Here is a 15,032-nt window from a genome sequence, read left to right as displayed (position 1 = left end):
GACCTAGGGCTTTGAGGCAATGTTTAGATTTCTCATTGCTCTAAAACTTTTCCTAGGGATTAGGACCTGCCCTTCCTAGCACCTTATTTTTATCATTCTCGCCACGTTCTCTGCCGTCAGTTCGACATTTTCTTTTGCGTTAGCCAGTGCTTCTTCCAACGTGCATGCGCCTGAGACCACGCTGAATAGGGCATCTATGCCATGATCGTAAACCACCACGCTGTCTTGGGTAATACTGCCTGCAATACCGATAACGGGCACGCCAAATTGCTTGGCACAGCGAGCGACGCCAATCGGCGTTTTACCGTGAATGGTCTGGCTGTCGATACGGCCTTCACCCGTGATCACGAGATCGGCATCTTTAACGTGTGCTGACAAATCCACGGCATCCATGACGATATTAATACCCGGTCGAAGATCGGCGTTGAAGATCCCCAGCAATGCTGCGCCCATGCCACCTGCAGCACCTGCGCCAGCACGGTTTTTCACATCGCTGTTGAGCTGAGTTTTCATGATCTCTGCGTAGTGTGCGAGGTTGCTGTCCAAGGTGCTTACCATCTCCGGTGTTGCGCCTTTTTGAGGGCCAAACACCGCAGATGCACCTTTTTCACCACACAGTGGGTTATCAACGTCACAGGCTACTTCCAGCTTTACGTTGGCAAGGCGTGGGTCTATTTCTGTCATGTCGATGGTATGTAGATTGGCCAGTGCGCCACCGCCATAACCGATGGCATGACCATCGTTGTCTAGCAGTTTTACACCCAATGCTTGTGCCATACCTGCACCACCATCATTAGTGGCGCTGCCGCCAATGCCGACGATCAAGTGTTTTGCACCATGGTCCAGTGCGGCTTTGATTAGCTCGCCCGTACCATAGCTGGTGGTTTGGAGTGGATTACGCTGAGCAGAGGGCACTAAATGTAGGCCGGAAGCCGCGGCCATTTCGATCACGGCAGTCTCGCCAGTACCGAGTAAACCAAAGAAGCCGTCAGCAGGTAGGCCTAAAGGGTCTGTGACGGTCACATCGACGATGTGACCGTCTGTTGCATCAACTAGAGATTGAACCGTGCCTTCACCGCCGTCTGCCATCGGTAGCTTAACGATCTCTACATCTTTCATCACGCGTCGGAATCCGCACTCAATGGCTGTCGCAACATCCATGGCTGAAAGACTTTCTTTGTAAGAATCAGGGGCAATAACAATTCGCATTTATCGGCTCCAGCTCGATTTAATCACTATTACAGAAAGACGAGGCTAAGAAGATACACGGTGATGATACCCGTTATACCTTGTACTAAGGTTGCGGCAGTCTGCGCGCGGTAAGCGGTACTGACTGACATTTTGCTGAATTGGGTCACAACCCAGAAGAAGCTGTCATTGGCGTGAGAAACGGTCATCGCACCCGCACCAATTGCCATTACGGTCAGCACGCGCCCCATTTCTGAGGCTAGCCCTAGATCGCCCAGCATTGGTGCGACAAGTGCCGAGGTGGTGACAAGCGCCACGGTGGACGAACCCTGCGCCGTTTTTAATGCAGCAGCGACAATGAACGGCATGAACAAACCAATGCCAAATGTTGAAAGGGTTTCACCCAGTTGTGGGCCCACACCCGTTGCTTTCAATACTGCACCAAACGCGCCGCCAGCACCTGTGATGAGCAAAATAGGTGCCGCTGTTTTGATGGCTTCATTGACTTGTGCGGTCAGCGCTGCGCCTTTACTTGGATTCTCTTCATTGGTTTTAATCAATGGAAGTGCAAGGAAGAGGCCGATAACCAAGGCGTTAAGTGGTGAGCCAAGGAATGCGAGAATTTCTTTAAACGAACCGTCGCCAAGTGGAGCACTTGGGTAGTTAGCCACTGAACCCAAACAAATAAGCAGGATGGGGATCAAGATAGGAGAAAACGCCTGTGTTGCTGTTGGCAACACACCATAGCGCGCTTTTAGTTCTTCATAGTTTTCCATGACCTCATCATCTTCACCGCACTCATAGCGTTTGGCGGCGAAGTTGGCCCATGCAAGACCCGCAAGTGCCGTGATCGCGGAAACAAAAAGACCAACACCGATAACCAAGCCGAGGTTGTTGGTCAGCCCTAGATTACCTGCTGCTGCAATAGGGCCTGGTGTAGGTGGAACGAAAGTGTGTGTGGCATAAAGCCCTGTTGCTAATGCAACGCTCATTCCGACCGCTGAAACGTTCATCCGTTTTGTCAAAGAGCGTTTCAATGAGTTGAGAATGACATAACCAGAATCGCAGAAAACGGGGATAGAAACGAGATAGCCAATGAGCGACATGGTGAGGTGAGGAAAGCGTTCGCCCAGCAACTTAATGATGGTATCAGCCATGGTAATGGCCGCACCAGAGCGCTCCAATATGGTACCTATGATGGTACCCAGCATGATAACAAGTCCGATATAACCCAGTATTCCGCCAAAACCACCACTGATGGTTTTCGCGATGTCGCCGAGCGGCAACCCTGACAATAATGCTGTTAAAAAAGCAGCGCCTAATAGCGCCAGAAACGGGTGGATTTTGAACATTGAAGTGGATAGCACAACAAAGGCTATGGCCACGATGAGCACGATAACGAGTTCCATCTAGAGTTCTCCTTGTAGGGGTAAGATAGTTGTTCTTGTTGTTATCGTGTGTATTTTGAGGGTCTGCTAAGTGTAATTCTATGTATGGTTTGACAATAAATAGCGATCAAAACAGTTTCTATTTGTTCATTGATACAATCCATTGTGATGAAGGCTTGATCATGAGTGTTGCGTACAGAATGGCTCTATCTTGAAAGTGGCTGAGTTTCAAACCGGTGCACTCCTCTGCGGTACGTAATCGATAGCGGACAGTGTTAGGGTGAACAAAAAGAGCCAAAGCGGTTTTTCCAATATCACAGTTATTTTCGAACCAAGACACGAGGGTTCTGCTTAAAGGCTCACCTTTGTCCAGCAGTGGCTGGATTGTCGCTAGTACGTAATGTTGCTGCCACTGCTCTGACACTGGGTTTAGCAATGCTAAAAAACGGTGTTGCTCTGTGTGAGCAAGCATAATTTCCTTGGGCAAGCCGTTGAGCAGTGAACAGCTTGCACTAAACTCAGCCGACACATCTTGCGGAGAGTAGGCGGGTTGGCTGAATACCCATCGGCATAATGCTGTCGCCTCTGATTGCTTCACCAGTCTCTCTTGCTGTTTTTTCCAGAATCGATCAATCGACTCTTGCTTCTTTCCTTGCAGAGGAACAAGAAAGACCAGAAGTGCATCGTTGAATCCGGCTTTGAGCATCTGGTCATTTTCTTTCAGTAGCGTTTTTGCTAACTGGCGCTGATCAACGGTCAGTTGATGATGGCAAAGCGCAACACCAAATGGTTGATGAAGATCGATGTGTAATCGAGCCGCAATAGCACTTAATCGTTGGGCGTCTGGTTCGTATTGAAGCCATTGGAGAACTAATTCTTCTTTGCGGATCTCACTCCACTGCAATTGTTCTAGTTCATAAGCATGCTCGACGGTCATTTCAGCTGCCATACGCACGAGCTCACCATACTGTCGAACATCATCCAAGTGCCCCGATATGCCAATCACACCGATGGCTTCTTCTTTGAAGAAGATCGGAAGGTTAACGCCCGGCTTAACGCCATGCATGTTGTGTTGCATGTCTTTGGTGATTTCAATAATTCGGCGCTCAGACATGGCCAAAATGGCCCCCTCGTGACGTTGATGCAAACGGGAAGGGTCGGTAGACGCAATGATGTAGCCACGTTCATCCATAACGTTTAGCGCGTTATTTATGATCTTTATCGCCCGTTGGACAATGGCATGTGCAATCTGTGAGGTAATCTTCATTGATAGCTAGGAGAATTTCGGAAAGTATGGCGTTTACCTTACCTCGCAATGAGAAATAGTGGCGGGTTGCGTATCGATAATGTGAAGGTTGCGGTTCAATAATCCGATTGCATTTTTCCGCTAAATCGAAACAATGAGCGCGCTATTTTGAGGAGCACACCCTGTGGATTACGAATTTCGACGCAATACTTTAGACGACAGCTTTCATGTCACTCTCTCTATGGGACATGAAGCGCTAGGACGTTGGCTCATTGATGAGCTGGCAACAGATCACGCTGAAATTGATAGGGTTTTGGAAAACCTTAACCGTGTCATAAATCATGGTGGCGAGTGGGATCGCCCGGGTAAGGTATTTTTGTTGCAGCTGACACAAGAAGAAGCCGTGGTGCAAGCCAATGCAATGCTGGAAAACCACGATGAAGAAATGCCAGAGCATGATTTTCATACCTATGAAGAAGAAAGCGTGTCTGTTTGCGGACCAGAAGATCTCCTTTTGGTGCTAGAGGCATGGCAAGACTTTATTCGTCGATACGGTCGCTAACACTATGATTTAAGGGTAATACAGCGCGCTGCTGCTGTATGCCCAACTTCCTTTCTAATCCTTGTCTGCTTTTCTCTTCGCCACGTATTGGTGCATCTATTCCCCGCACGCCATTCTCTGCATGAAATTAGTGAACCCTCTGCACCAAGTTAGTGCGAAATGAATTACCGATCAATCTAATTCTTGGTTAAGTTATTGTATTTTAATGATAATAAAAACTGGCACGTGATTTGTTATGTATTTGTACAGAACATCTTAAATACGGTTCTTCAAGGAGACGGGAATGAAACTTATCAATGCGATTATCAAGCCATTTAAGCTCGATGACGTGCGTGAAGCACTCGCCGAAGTCGGCGTGGATGGAATGACGGTATCTGAAGTGAAAGGCTTTGGTCGTCAAAAAGGTCACACAGAGCTGTATCGCGGCGCAGAATATCAGGTCGATTTTCTGCCAAAAGTGAAGCTGGAAATTGCAGCGCACAGTGAAAACGTGGACGAAATTATCGAAGCGATCAGCAAGGCGGCGCAGACCGGCAAGATTGGTGATGGAAAGATTTTTGTTTATGACCTCCAGCAAGCGGTACGTATTCGTACTGGCGAGATGGATGCGGAAGCAATTTAAGGTTTAAGGGAGTACTGAAAATGGAATTATCAACCACTGTGACAGAGTTGCGTTACGCACTCGATACCTTTTTCTTCTTGATTTCTGGTGCGCTGGTGATGTGGATGGCCGCAGGCTTTGCCATGTTAGAAGCGGGCTTGGTGCGTTCAAAAAATACCACTGAAATATTAACGAAAAACGTGTGTTTGTATGCGATTGCCTGTACCACTTACCTTTTGGTGGGCTACAACATCATGTATGTCGATAACTCTGAAGGTGGCTGGTTGCCGTCATTAGGCATGTTGATTGGCGTACAAAGCGAAGGCGCGGATCACTCTCTGGCTTCTGACTTCTTCTTCCAAGTTGTCTTCGTTGCAACGGCAATGTCTGTGGTTTCTGGCGCGGTTGCTGAGCGCATGAAACTGTGGGCTTTCCTGGTTTTCTCAGTGGTTCTGACTGCCTTTATTTACCCAATGGAAGGTTACTGGACATGGGGCGGTGGCTTCTTGTCAGAAGCAGGCTTTAGCGATTTCGCTGGCTCAGGCATCGTTCACATGGCAGGTGCTTCTGCCGCATTGGCGGGTGTGTTGCTGCTAGGTGCTCGTAAAGGTAAATACGGTAAGAACGGTCAAATATATCCAATTCAAGGCTCAAACCTGCCATTGGCAACCTTGGGTACCTTTATCCTGTGGTTCGGTTGGTTCGGCTTTAACGGCGGCTCACAGCTGATGATTTCAGATTTTGAAAACGCGACAGCGGTGGGTCAAATTTTCTTGAACACCAATGCTGCGGCAGCGACAGGTGCTTTGGTTGCGCTGGGTGTCTGTAAAGCAACGTGGGGCAAAGCTGACTTGACCATGGTTCTGAATGGCGCCTTGGCGGGCTTAGTCGCCATCACTGCTGACCCATTGTCACCATCGCCAGTTGCGGCCTTGGTTATCGGTGGCTTAGCAGGCGCATTGGTTGTTATCAGTATCGTTGGCCTAGATAAAGTGAAGATTGATGATCCAGTGGGTGCAATTTCAGTGCACGGTACGTGTGGTTTGTTCGGTCTGATGGTCGTGCCATTCAGCAATGCAGATGCATCGTTTGGTGCACAGTTGTTCGGTGCGGCAGTTATCTTCGCTTGGGTATTTGGTGCAAGCCTCGTGGTCTGGGCTGTACTGAAAGCCACCATGGGTATTCGTGTCACTGAGGAAGAAGAGCTTGAAGGCATGGACTTCCACGATTGTGGTGTGGATGCTTACCCTGAGTTCGTCAGCGTGAGATAAATCGTACAAATAACCGAGCAAAAAGCCTCACATCCTAGCGGTGTGGGGCTTTTTTTGTTTGTGCTTCATTTGGTTGACGTTGCACACTATTTGCTAATGTACGCCTTCCACGATCCGATAAACGATATCACTGTGTGACAATTTCTGGCCCCATAAACGTGTTGGGTAGGAAGGTTGAAAGCCATGGGATATAGGTGACCATGATGAGGAAGACGAACAAGACTGCCAAGAATGGAAGCGATGCCTTCACGACCCGCATCATCGGCATACCTGCCACCCCTGAGGTCACAAATATGTTGAGCCCAACCGGGGGCGTAATCATTCCGATTTCCATGTTCACGACCATGATGATGCCAAGGTGAATGGGGTCAATCCCCAGTTGAATCGCGATAGGGAACACCAAGGGGGCAACGATAACCAGCAAGCCTGACGGTTCCATAAACTGACCACCAATCAACAGGATCACGTTGACAACAATGAGAAAGACAACCGGACCAAACCCTGCAGATAACATTGACTCCGCTATCTGTTGTGGGATTTGCTCATCCGTCAGCACATGCTTCAGGATCAGCGCGTTCGCAATGACGAAAAGCAATGTCACTGCCAGCTTGCCACCTTCAAACAGCGTTTTTTGTGTGTCTTTGTGGAAAAGGGCCGTGATTAAGGTCTGTGGTTTCTTCCAGACACTGTCACCGCTTTCAGCCAATGGCCCCATATCTTTATAAATGAACGTCGCGATGAAATAGGCATAAACTGCAGCAACGGCTGCGGCTTCTGTTGGGGTGAAAATACCGCCATAGATACCACCGAGAATGATAACGATCAGGAATAAGCCCCACCCCGCTTCTCGTGCTGAATCAAAAACTTCTTTCCAACCCTTCCATTCTCCTTTTGGAAGGTCTTTCACTTTGGCAATCACGTAAATGGTGAGCATCAACATGAAACCCGCTAACAATCCAGGAATAACACCTGCCAAGAACATACGGCCAACTGACACCTCCACTGACGCGGCATAAACAACCATGACGATGGAAGGCGGGATCAAAATACCCAATGTCCCCGCGTTGCAGATAACGCCAGCAGCAAAGTCTTTTGAATAACCCACCTGACGCATCGCAACAATCACAATGGAGCCAATGGCAACAACGGTAGAAGGCGATGAACCTGAAAGTGCAGCAAACAACATACAGGCAAAAACACCCGCAATGGCTAGACCACCTGGCAAATGACCCACACAGGCGATAGAGAAGCGGATAATGCGTTGGGCAACGCCCCCTGTCGTCATAAAGGACGAGGCGAGAATAAAGAATGGGATTGCTAGAAGGGTGTAATGGCCTTCAAAGGCCGAAAACAGTGTTTGCCCAACAGAGGCCAGCGAGCTGTCTGAAAACCAGAGCAGGAACAGAATTGAGGACATTCCCAGTGAGACGGCGATCGGTACACCGACAAGCAGAAGCCCAATTATCAAAATAAATAGTAATGCGACGTCCATTAGTCTGCTTTCCCCACTTGTTCGCGAATTTCTTCAAGTTCATCTTCCACTTCATGGCTCGCAATAATGCGGTCCGTTTTACCCGTCCAGATCATCCAAAATGCCTGGCAAAAGCGCACCAAGAGGAGAAGCATGGAAAGAGGTAATATCAAGTAAGGAATAAAGCGTGGGATTTTTTCATAGGGTTCGCCTTCATTGAAAATGTCGGCCAACCATGCAAAGGTTTCCGGCATGGGAATGTCATTCACTTCATACCACCCTTTTTCTCTGAATTTATCTTCAAACCCTGTGGGGAACCAGCGCCCCTCAGTAGCGGGTAAGTTGGCAAAGTTAGCCCAATAATCCCAACTGCCCTTCAAGAGCAAAAAGGCAAAACCAATACAGGTAAATGCAGCAAACAGACCCAGTGCTCTTCTTACTTTTTCGGGGAATAAATTGATGAGAACATCGACGCCAAGGTGTGCCCCTTTTTTGACGGCGTAAGATGCGCCAAGCAGAACTAACCAGGCGAAGAGAAAGACTGTGAGCTCTAGGGCCCACAAGATATTCGAATTAAATACATATCGTGCAATAACATTGGCGAACGTCAGTGCTGTCATTAGACCTAAAATGCCAGCGATAACTTTTTCTTCGACAACGTCTGTAAAACTGGATTCTGTTTTCATCACAGTACTCCTGAAAAAGACAGGGGGAGTCCTAGGACTCCCCCTTAAATCGAAGACTAATATTTGGCGTTGATTTGTTGGGCGGTATCAATACTGTCCTGACCAACGTCTTTTGCAAATTGTGTCCAAACTGGCTTCATGGTATCGACCCATTCTTGGCGTTGCGCCTCAGTCAGCTGACGGACTTCTTCTCCGGTATTCAACACGTGCTGGCGGGCAGCTTGGTTGACTTTAAAGCTCTCAGAATTCCGTTGGTCGGTGACTTCCTGCAGGATTTGCAAGAACTGAACGCGCGTTCCTTCATCAAGGCTATCTAACCAGTCAACGGATGCCACAACGAGGTAGTCGAGAACGCCATGGTTGGTTTCAGTGATGCCATCTTGCACTTCAAAAAATTTCTTACCGTAGATGTTTGACCAAGAGTTCTCCTGACCATCAACCACGCCTTGTTGAAGGGCGCCATACACTTCAGAGAACGCCATTTTCTGAGGAGATCCCCCGATAGCTTTCATTTGTGCGACTAGCACGTCAGATGACATAACACGGAATTTTAGGCCGTCAGCATCTGTGGGGGTGATAAGCGGTTTATTCGCTGACATCTGTTTCATGCCGTTGTGCCAGAATGTTAGCCCCTGAAGACCACGGCGTTGCATGCTGTCTTTGAGCTTTTGACCCGTTTCAGAGGATTGAAACTCATCCACTGCCTCAATGTTCTTAAACATGAATGGCAGATCAAAGATGCGGAATTTTTTTGTGAATTTTTCAAACTTTGAAAGAGAGGGGGCAGCAAGCTGGACGTCACCTTGCAAGAGCGCTTCCAATACTTTGTCGTCATTGACCAAGGTAGAATTCGGAAAGACCTTCATGCAGGCTATGCCGTTCATTTCTTCATTGACACGCTTTTCTAACAAGGACGCTGTGATGCCTTTTGGGTGACGGTCTGTGTTGGTTACGTGTGAGAATTTAATGACAGTTTCGCCACTGTCACATTCTGCAAATGCGTCTGTTGCACCTAAAGAAAGCGTACCTGCGACGAGTGCGAAGATAAATGTTCTTTTCATTTTGACCTCCCTGGTCATTTCTCAACAATCAACGTTGGCCTCTAGGTCAGAGGCCGGATTCTGTTTGGAGACATCTCAAAAGTAGCAACAGGGAGAGAGAACGTTAAGTCGTTTAAACTGTTCAGTTATTACGAATAATAACCACCTATAGTTTTGTTATTGTTGTTAGTGTCGAAGATAGTAACAAAGGCAAAAATATGTTTGATGGCTTCACGGAAGAATATGTAAATACAGCAGACGTCCGACTATTTGTGCGTCGGGGAGGACTGAAATCTGCCCCCCCATTGGTTTTGCTGCATGGTTATCCGCAAACCTCTGCAATGTGGCACTTGGTTGCTCCTCTTCTCTCTGACTTTTATCAGGTTATTTGCCCAGACCTTCGCGGCTACGGGCGCTCGGACAAACCAGAGACTGATGATCAACACCTGACGTATTCCAAGCGTGCGATGGCCAATGACATTGTGCAGCTCATGGTTGAATTGGGGCATGATGAATTTTATGTCGGTGCCCATGATCGTGGGGCTCGGGTTGCGCACCGTTTAGCGCTGGATCACCCAGATAAAGTCAAGGCAATGGTTCTTCTTGATATTGCGCCAACACGGGAAATGTATGCCCATGCGGACAGTCAATTTGCTAAGGCATATTGGCATTGGTATTTCCTCACACAGAGTGATCCCTTCCCTGAAACATTGATCGGAAATGATCCTGAAACTTTCTGGAAACTGAAATGTTTCAATCAGGCGGGTGGGGATAATCCGTTTGCACCTGAAGCACTGGCTGAATACCTCGCAGCATTTAATGACCCTGCAGCAATTCATGCGAGCTGCGAGGATTATCGCGCTGCCGCAACGATCGATATCGATCATGACAATGAAGATGACGGACGGAAGCTCAGTGTTCCCACTGAAGTGCTCTGGGCAAAACATGGCGTCATTGAGCGTTGTTTTGATGCAATGGATCTTTGGGATAAACGAGCGTCTCACATCAGTGGTCGCGCCGTTGATGCCACGCATTATATGGCAGAAGAGGTGCCCCAAGAGATTGCCGATAGTTTCATTTCTTTCTTCAATCAATTTTCAAATGAGCGAAAGGACATCGCACAATGAATAAAACCCTGTATGACAAACTGGTCGACGCACATACCGTATGTGAACTGCCCGATGGCGACTTACTGGTCTATGTCGATTTTCACATTATGAATGAATACACCAGCCCACAAGCCTTTTCGGGACTCACTACCAAACATATTGGTGTGCGTAAACCCGAAGCGCACCTCGCTGTTGTTGATCATGTCAATGCGACGAAGAGCCGGGAACATCATGATGAAGCGTCAAAACTGCTGATCGAAAATCTAGAAAAGAACTGTAAAGACCATGACATCGCGTTTTATGGACTGGGTGATCCTCGTCAGGGCATTGAGCATATCGTTGTTCCTGAGCAAGGGTTGGTTGCGCCAGGAATGCTTATCGCCTGTGGTGACAGTCATACCACGACATATGGTGCGTACGGTGCGCTAGGTTTCGGCATTGGTACGTCGGAAGTGGAACATGTGCTTGCCACGCAAACGCTTCGATACAAGCGATTGAAAACTATGCGGGTAGATATCGTTGGTGAAACTCAGCCAGGCGTTACTGGCAAAGATATCATCATGCATGTGGTGAAAGTCATTGGTGCTGGTGGTGCAAATGGCTATGCCGTTGAATTTTCAGGTGCTGCAATCCGTGATTTGGAAATGGCCGGTCGGATGACAGTGTGTAACATGGCCGTAGAACTAGGTGCACGTGCAGCATTGATTGCAGCGGACGAGAAGTCTTATGAGGCAGCCAATGGAAAACCGCAAGGCGCTAACCTTAAATATGATTCTGAAGAATGGTCTTCTGATTGCGGTGCTGAATTTGACAAACATGTCACCATTGATGCCTCTGACATTTCCCCGTTGGTGACATGGGGAACAAGCCCAGACCAATCTGTTTCTGTTAGTGGAACTGTCCCCACAGAAGATGATATGCCAACACCCAAGGCGAAAGCTGGCCTTAAGCGCGCGCTTGAATATATGGGGTTAACGCCGGGTCAGAAGGTCAGTGATATCGAGATCAATACCGCCTTTATCGGATCATGTACCAATAGCCGAATTGAAGACCTTCGCAGTGCGGCTGCGGTTGTTAAAGGACGTAAGGTTGCGAAGGGTGTAGAGGCCATTGTTATTCCCGGCTCTGCATTAACACGTTTTAATGCAGAAACAGAAGGCTTGGATAAAATCTTCATTGATGCAGGGTTTGACTGGCGACCAGAAAGTGGATGCTCCATGTGTCTGGCCATGAACAATGATATCGCCAGAGATGGCGAGCGCATTGCTTCATCCACCAACCGAAACTTTGAAGGCAGGCAAGGGCGCGGTGCTCGCACCCATTTGATGGATCCAGCTTTGGTGGCAGCCTCCGCGATTGCAGGGCGTTTAGTGGATGTTAAAACGTTAGAAGAAATGGGTGAGTGAGATGAATATTAAAGGACAAACCGCGCCTCTACCGATGGCAAATGTAGATACCGACGTCATCATGCCCAAGCGTTTTTTGATCACCATTACTCGTGAAGGACTCGCAGACGGAGCATTTGCTGATTTGCGTTTTGATGATAACGGTGCCCGTCGCCCTGAATTTGTCTTAAATAAACCGGAATGGAAGAATGCGTCGATCTTGATTGTGGGCGATAACTTTGGTTGCGGGTCTAGTCGTGAACATGCGGTGTGGGGAATGATGCAACTGGGGGTTAAGGCCATTATCGGCACCGAGTTTGCCGGCATTTTCTACGACAATGCGCGTAAAAACGGCTTGGCTTTGCCAATGGTAACGGCTGAAGAACGTGACAAATTGATTGAACTGGCTTCTAATTCAGAAGGTTACGATATTGAAATTGATATTGCTTCCCTCAAGATCATAGGTAAAAACGTGAATGTTGATTTCACCATGGATCCAGCAACTCAGCGAGGGTTGATCGAAGGTCGTGATGATACGTTGGATACGCTGAAATTGGTGTCAGACATTCAAGCCTATGAAGCAAAGCTGAATGACAATCAGCATGTCAGCGTCCAACAATAAATAGGTATACGGGATAGGTGGGGCTATTGGATATTAGGCAATTAGAGTGTTTTGTGGCTGTTGCTGAAGAGCTACATTTTCGCCGTGCTGGCGAACGTCTTGGGCTAAGCCAATCAGCGCTGTCTGAACGTGTTGCTGCACTGGAATACGAAATTGGCGCACCGCTGTTTTTCCGTACCACGCGACAAGTCAGCCTGACGCAAGTAGGTGCGGGCTTTCTTGGCGATGCCAAACGTATTTTGAATGATGTTGAAACGTCACTTTCTAAAGCAAAGCACAACGTTGGGGCTGCGTTAAAAAACATTAGAGTGAGCGGTGTAGATGAAGCTATCTCGATGATATTACCCCGAGCATTGCTCGAGTTTAGGAAAACAAACCCAGATGTTCATGTGCAGGTATTAGAGATTTCATCCTCTGATAAACATACACAAGAACTGGTTAATCATCGCACCGATATTGCTTTCGTCCGCACACCACCAGATGACGAATATATCACCAGTGAGTTGCTTCAACGCCAAGAGGTGATGGTTGTTTTATCGAATAGCAACCCTCTGTCAAAAGCAAAGTCACTTAAGACAACCGATTTGGTTGATGAAGCATTTGTTGGTTACCCCAAACATGCACGACCTATTCTTCACAATATGTTGTGGCACAATTTTCGTAAAATTGGCGTTCAGCCAAAAGTCACCTGCGAAATTATCGATAAATCGACCATGCTTCAGTTTGTCATCAATGGCCTCGGTATTGCTTTGACCCCTGCATGGGTTAAAAGCATCGCACCCAAAGGCGTCTCCTTCGTTCCATTTGATGCTGATGACGAAAAAATCGAGCTTTATGTCGCCTATCGAAAAGCGAGTAACTCGCCAACAATCGAAGATTTTTTGAAGGCAGTAAAAGTCGTCATCTGATTTAAGATATTCACCCAACGCTAGGCTCAAACATACCGCTAGCTGCCTTGGGTGTGTTTATCCTTTGGTTCCTTTGGCGCAATCTCAGTGCACGGTACGTGTGGTTTGTTCGGTCTGATGGTCGTGCCATTCAGCAATGCAGATGCATCGTTTGGTGCACAGTTGTTCGGTGCGGCGGTTATCTTCGCTTGGGTATTTGGTGCAAGCCTCGTGGTCTGGGCTGTACTGAAAGCCACCGTGGGTATTCGTGTCACTGAGGAAGAATAGCTTGAAGGCATGGATTTCCACGATTGTGGTGTGGATGCTTACCCTGAGTTCGTCAGCGTGAGCTAATATTTAACGCTAAACGAGTTCGCTTTAACTCAATAGCTAGCCCTGCATTGCAAAATGCGGGGCTTTTTTTTGCTTTTCGTTCATGCACATTTTGTTGCACCGTAAATAAGGATGTGTATACTAATCGCATTGATAAACGTTCTCATTACAGTTTAGGAAAGCCAAGGAATGAAAAATTTGCTGTCAGCATCGGCACTGATGCTAGGAGTTTTAGGCGCGGGCGCGGCAAACGCTGCGGAAGAAGTGAATGTCTATTCTTACCGCCAGCCATTTTTGATAGAGCCAATGCTAGACGCGTTCACCAAAGAAACCGGTATTAAAGTAAACGTGAAGTTTGCAAAAGAAGGTTTGGCTGAAAAGCTTCAACAGGAAGGCGAATACAGCCCAGCCGACGTATTGCTGACGGTGGATATTGCTCGCTTGAAAGAATTGGTCAATAAGGATTTGATCCAATCTGTTGATAGCACTGTGATTGATGAAAACGTTCCTTCACAGTTTCGTGATAGCGATGATCGTTGGTTTGCACTGACGTTGCGCTCTCGCAGTGTTTACTCTTCACGCGACCGTGTTGGTAAATTAGGCGACGATTTTGACTACATGGATCTCGCTAAGCCTGAATGGAAAGGAAAAATCTGTACTCGCTCAGGTAAACACCCATACAATGTGTCCCTTGTTTCATCTGTGATAGCAAATCACGGCGAAGCAGAAGCAAAGGCATGGCTCGAAGGCGTAAAAGCTAACTTGGCACGTAAGCCACAGGGCAACGACCGAGCGCAAGTTAAAGCCATTTCCGAAGGTCTGTGTGACATTTCTCTGGGCAACAGTTACTACCTCGGCAAAATGCTGGCTGATGAAAAACAGCACGCGTGGGCTGAAGCAGTTTATCTGAACTACCCAGGTCAAAATGCGCAAGGCGCTCACGTTAACGTGAGTGGCATGGCCATGGCGAAATTCGCACCTAATAAAGATAATGCGCAAAAACTGATGGAGTTTTTGACGTCAGACGTGGCACAGAAAATGTACGCGGAACTGAACTATGAAGATCCAGTTAAGCCGGGCGCAGCAAGCTCTGAGCTGGTGGCATCATGGGGCGATTACCGTGCAGACAAACTGCCTCTGGAAACCGTTGCAGAGAATCATGAGAAGGCGATGAAGCTTCTTGATGAAACGAAGTTTGATTTGTAATCGCTTCGATCTAAGCGGTTAAGGGGGAGCAGTGTTC

General features: G+C 47.7%; 14 protein-coding genes and 1 pseudogene. 9 read left to right on the top strand and 6 right to left on the bottom strand.

Annotated features, from left to right (window positions below):
• Window positions 1-75 precede the first annotated feature (75 nt).
• The 3 genes from AC3CIC_RS14075 to AC3CIC_RS14065 form a co-directional block, all read right to left on the bottom strand.
• Window positions 76-1,209 (bottom strand): glycerate kinase, encoded by a 1,134-nt coding sequence (locus AC3CIC_RS14075; RefSeq protein ID WP_488514901.1) that lies wholly within the window; start codon window positions 1,207-1,209, stop codon window positions 76-78.
• Window positions 1,210-1,238: 29 nt separating this feature from the next.
• Window positions 1,239-2,597 carry a GntP family permease gene (locus AC3CIC_RS14070; RefSeq protein WP_394211619.1) on the bottom strand — a complete coding sequence of 453 codons (1,359 nt, stop codon included), beginning with the start codon at window positions 2,595-2,597 and terminating at the stop codon, window positions 1,239-1,241.
• A 118-nt stretch (window positions 2,598-2,715) separates the two neighbouring features.
• Window positions 2,716-3,843 (bottom strand): sugar diacid recognition domain-containing protein, encoded by a 1,128-nt coding sequence (locus AC3CIC_RS14065; RefSeq protein WP_488514900.1) that lies wholly within the window; start codon window positions 3,841-3,843, stop codon window positions 2,716-2,718.
• A 163-nt stretch (window positions 3,844-4,006) separates the two neighbouring features.
• On the opposite strand from AC3CIC_RS14065, the gene AC3CIC_RS14060 reads away from it, so the two are divergent.
• From AC3CIC_RS14060 to AC3CIC_RS14050, 3 genes are all read left to right on the top strand, one after another.
• Window positions 4,007-4,384, top strand: coding sequence for a YacL family protein (locus AC3CIC_RS14060; protein WP_016960719.1), 378 nt, complete (start codon window positions 4,007-4,009; stop codon window positions 4,382-4,384).
• 283 nt (window positions 4,385-4,667) lie between these two features.
• Complete coding sequence (gene glnK / locus AC3CIC_RS14055; protein WP_002537421.1) at window positions 4,668-5,006, top strand: P-II family nitrogen regulator; 339 nt, start codon at window positions 4,668-4,670, stop codon at window positions 5,004-5,006.
• Between the two features lie 20 nt (window positions 5,007-5,026).
• Window positions 5,027-6,256, top strand: a complete 1,230-nt coding sequence (locus tag AC3CIC_RS14050) for an ammonium transporter (protein ID WP_394211614.1) — start codon at window positions 5,027-5,029, stop codon at window positions 6,254-6,256.
• Window positions 6,257-6,383: 127 nt separating this feature from the next.
• Here AC3CIC_RS14050 and AC3CIC_RS14045 read toward each other — a convergent pair whose 3' ends face one another.
• From AC3CIC_RS14045 to AC3CIC_RS14035, 3 genes are read right to left on the bottom strand one after another with little or no spacing between them, the layout of a single operon-like run.
• Window positions 6,384-7,748 carry a TRAP transporter large permease gene (locus AC3CIC_RS14045; protein ID WP_102396143.1) on the bottom strand — a complete coding sequence of 455 codons (1,365 nt, stop codon included), beginning with the start codon at window positions 7,746-7,748 and terminating at the stop codon, window positions 6,384-6,386.
• The gene (locus tag AC3CIC_RS14040; RefSeq protein WP_488514899.1) at window positions 7,748-8,413 is read right to left on the bottom strand and encodes a TRAP transporter small permease; all 666 of its coding nucleotides are present in this window, start codon (window positions 8,411-8,413) and stop codon (window positions 7,748-7,750) included. Before AC3CIC_RS14040 ends, AC3CIC_RS14045 begins: the two co-directional genes overlap by 1 nt.
• Window positions 8,414-8,469: 56 nt before the next feature.
• Entirely contained in the window at window positions 8,470-9,474 is a 1,005-nt protein-coding gene (locus AC3CIC_RS14035) for a DctP family TRAP transporter solute-binding subunit (protein WP_488514898.1), read from the bottom strand.
• A 197-nt stretch (window positions 9,475-9,671) separates the two neighbouring features.
• On the opposite strand from AC3CIC_RS14035, the gene AC3CIC_RS14030 reads away from it, so the two are divergent.
• The 6 genes and pseudogenes from AC3CIC_RS14030 (at window position 9,672) to AC3CIC_RS14005 (ending at window position 14,995) form a co-directional block, all read left to right on the top strand.
• Window positions 9,672-10,580 carry an alpha/beta fold hydrolase gene (locus AC3CIC_RS14030; protein ID WP_488514897.1) on the top strand — a complete coding sequence of 303 codons (909 nt, stop codon included), beginning with the start codon at window positions 9,672-9,674 and terminating at the stop codon, window positions 10,578-10,580.
• The gene (leuC, locus tag AC3CIC_RS14025; RefSeq protein ID WP_488514896.1) at window positions 10,577-11,968 is read left to right on the top strand and encodes a 3-isopropylmalate dehydratase large subunit; all 1,392 of its coding nucleotides are present in this window, start codon (window positions 10,577-10,579) and stop codon (window positions 11,966-11,968) included. The genes AC3CIC_RS14030 and leuC overlap by 4 nt, the downstream gene beginning before the upstream one ends.
• A gap of 1 nt (window position 11,969) precedes the next feature.
• Window positions 11,970-12,569 (top strand): 3-isopropylmalate dehydratase small subunit, encoded by a 600-nt coding sequence (leuD, locus tag AC3CIC_RS14020; protein ID WP_488514895.1) that lies wholly within the window; start codon window positions 11,970-11,972, stop codon window positions 12,567-12,569.
• A gap of 26 nt (window positions 12,570-12,595) precedes the next feature.
• Window positions 12,596-13,477: a LysR family transcriptional regulator gene (locus AC3CIC_RS14015; RefSeq protein ID WP_129494415.1), complete on the top strand. Its 882-nt coding sequence runs from the start codon at window positions 12,596-12,598 to the stop codon at window positions 13,475-13,477.
• Window positions 13,478-13,552: 75 nt separating this feature from the next.
• Window positions 13,553-13,810 (top strand): annotated as a pseudogene (locus tag AC3CIC_RS14010) (ammonium transporter); the annotation flags it as partial.
• A gap of 168 nt (window positions 13,811-13,978) precedes the next feature.
• Complete coding sequence (locus tag AC3CIC_RS14005; RefSeq protein WP_016960717.1) at window positions 13,979-14,995, top strand: Fe(3+) ABC transporter substrate-binding protein; 1,017 nt, start codon at window positions 13,979-13,981, stop codon at window positions 14,993-14,995.
• The last annotated feature ends 37 nt before the right edge of the window (window positions 14,996-15,032 follow it).

This window comes from Enterovibrio sp. QJM3NY_24 (genome assembly GCF_057786035.1).
The sequence above is the reverse complement of the archived record's forward strand: the minus strand, read 5'-3'. Positions and strand labels throughout refer to the sequence as shown.